Origin of the sequence: Rhodoferax sp., assembly GCF_030646845.1 — a bacterium.
GTDB lineage: Bacteria > Pseudomonadota > Gammaproteobacteria > Burkholderiales > Burkholderiaceae_C > Rhodoferax.
The window spans coordinates 1-2,152 of the sequence record NZ_JAUSLE010000077.1; the positions used below are offsets into that span (position 1 = coordinate 1).

The 2,152-nt window shown below is 61.2% G+C and carries 2 protein-coding genes and 1 pseudogene; 2 read left to right on the top strand and 1 reads right to left on the bottom strand.

Going from position 1 to position 2,152, the window contains the following annotated elements; genetic code table 11:
* A pseudogene (locus tag Q7T10_RS19125) lies at positions 1–253 on the bottom strand (zinc carboxypeptidase); the annotation flags it as partial.
* A gap of 560 nt (positions 254–813) precedes the next feature.
* Here Q7T10_RS19125 and Q7T10_RS19130 point away from each other — a divergent pair.
* Together Q7T10_RS19130 and Q7T10_RS19135 are read left to right on the top strand one after the other, a co-directional pair.
* Positions 814–1,662 carry a GNAT family N-acetyltransferase gene (locus Q7T10_RS19130; RefSeq protein WP_304751268.1) on the top strand — a complete coding sequence of 283 codons (849 nt, stop codon included), beginning with the start codon at positions 814–816 and terminating at the stop codon, positions 1,660–1,662.
* Positions 1,662–2,152, top strand: a 491-nt coding sequence (locus Q7T10_RS19135; protein WP_304751270.1) for a UDP-2,3-diacylglucosamine diphosphatase, incomplete at its 3' end; no start/stop codon positions are given. The genes Q7T10_RS19130 and Q7T10_RS19135, both read left to right, overlap by 1 nt.

The window sequence follows — 2,152 nt, forward strand, 5'->3', positions numbered from 1 at the left end:
GCAGGCGCATGACCAGGCTTTGCAGGTAGGCAATCACCACGCCGGCGCCAATGCGCTCCAGGCCATGAACGCCGCCGAAATAGCCCACTGCAGGTACCTCGCGCCCGGGATTTCCCAGGGTGATCACATGAACGGGGTAGGCGCCACCTGCGGGCAGATTGACTTCGCAGGCAATGCGTGATTCCAGCCGGCCTGCGCCCAATTCAATGATGCGTTCCAGCGCTTCCAGTTCGGGCAGTTTAGGTGGGGTCACATTTGCCTGCGGGACACGGGTGCAGATAGGTCAGCATAGCCGCAAAGCATACAGGCGCTGTTGCACGGCGTGCAACACTTGGGCGCGTCCGCGTCGTAAATTGGCACTGACACGAAGGTGTCATATCACGCAGCTAACTTGCAGGGTTGCAAACTACAGGGCGCCAATCCCTCCCACTATGTTACGCAAGGTACCCTTTTTTCGCGTGATGGCAATTCCGGCCTGCATGGTTTGGGGTGTCCTGGAATTCCTCGCATTGCAGCGTTCCCGCTTGCAGAGCCGGCGCGCACACTTCTAGCCGCACGCCTGGATCTGGGGCCCATGACGGGTTGCCTTACAGCGACCCAGCGGGATTCCCATCTCTGCATTTTCGGGTAAGCAGGCACCTCTGTTGTCAGTCTGGCTGCGATCTCGCCAGTGATCGGCATGTTGCCGCACCCACACCAAATCAAGCGCTCACCGCTGACACGGTAGACCCCTGTCACGGAAATGCCATGAAGCTGCCACGGAGCCGTCACGAAAGGCCGCCAGTATTCACTAACGCAACAAAGGAGAACGAAATGAAAGAACTGCCAAACCCCACCTTCGCCTTGTCCCCTTTGTCTTTGCCGCGAGGCTTGCTTCACCGCCCGCATCCACATTTCGACAACCCGATTCAAGTACCAGCCCGTCCGGTTGAGAAAGGGGGTCTTTCCGTGTCGTGGGCCAAACACACAGACGAGGTCCGCCAGGCGCAGCGCCTCAGGTTCAGAGTCTTTGCCCAGGAAATGGGCGCCCGGCTGGACACGATGTCGCCCGGCCACGATGTTGACCTGTTTGACAACTACTGCGAGCACCTGCTGGTGCGCGACGAGGTCACGAAGGAGGTTGTCGGGACCTACCGCCTTCTGACACCGGCACAGGCCCGGCGCGTGGGCAGCACCTACAGCGATCTCGAGTTCGATCTCACCCGTCTGCGCGGCCTGCGCGAGCGCATGGTCGAACTGGGGCGCAGCTGTGTGCACCCGGACTATCGCCACGGCGGGGTGATCATGGCCTTGTGGGGCGCCCTGGCTGAGTTCATGGTGCGCAACAAGCTCGACACAATGATTGGCTGCGCCAGCATCCCCATGCTGCACAACGGCATCGTCAGCGGTGATGTGGCGGCCAGCATCTGGCACCAGCTCAAGGCCAGCCACCTCGCGCCCATCGAACACCACGTGCACCCGCGCCTGCCGCTGCCAGTTGACCAATTGGACAGCAGCCTGAAAGTGGAGCCCCCCCCGTTGATCAAAGGCTATCTGCGTCTGGGCGCCAAGATTCTGGGTGCGCCGGCCTGGGACCCGGATTTCAACAGCGCAGACCTGCCCATGATGATGCGCATCAATGATTTGCCCCCCCGTTACCGCAAGCACTTCTTGGGTAACTGATGCGGGCAGCCTTCGATGCCATGGGTCCGTGGGTCGGCGGCATGATCCCCGCCGTCGCCGACATCCCCGATGATGCTGACGATGACCTGGCGGGCAAACGATACCGGGCCATCTTCATCTCGGATCTGCATCTGGGGACCCCCGGTTGCCAGGCCAGTGCGCTGCTGGACTTCATGAGACACCATCCCAGCGACTACCTGTACCTGGTGGGCGACATTGTGGACGGCTGGCAGTTGCGCCGCCGCTGGTATTGGCCACAATCGCACAACGACGTCATACAGAAGCTGTTGCGCCGGGCGCGCAAAGGCTGTCGCATCGTCTACGTGCCCGGCAACCACGATGAGTTTGCCCGTGGCTTCATCGGACACCAGTTTGGAGGCATTGAAGTGGTGGAGGACGCGATTCACACCACGGCCGATGGGCGAAACATCTGGGTGACACACGGCGACCTGTTTGATGGCGTCATCCAGTGTGCCAAGTGGCTGGCCTA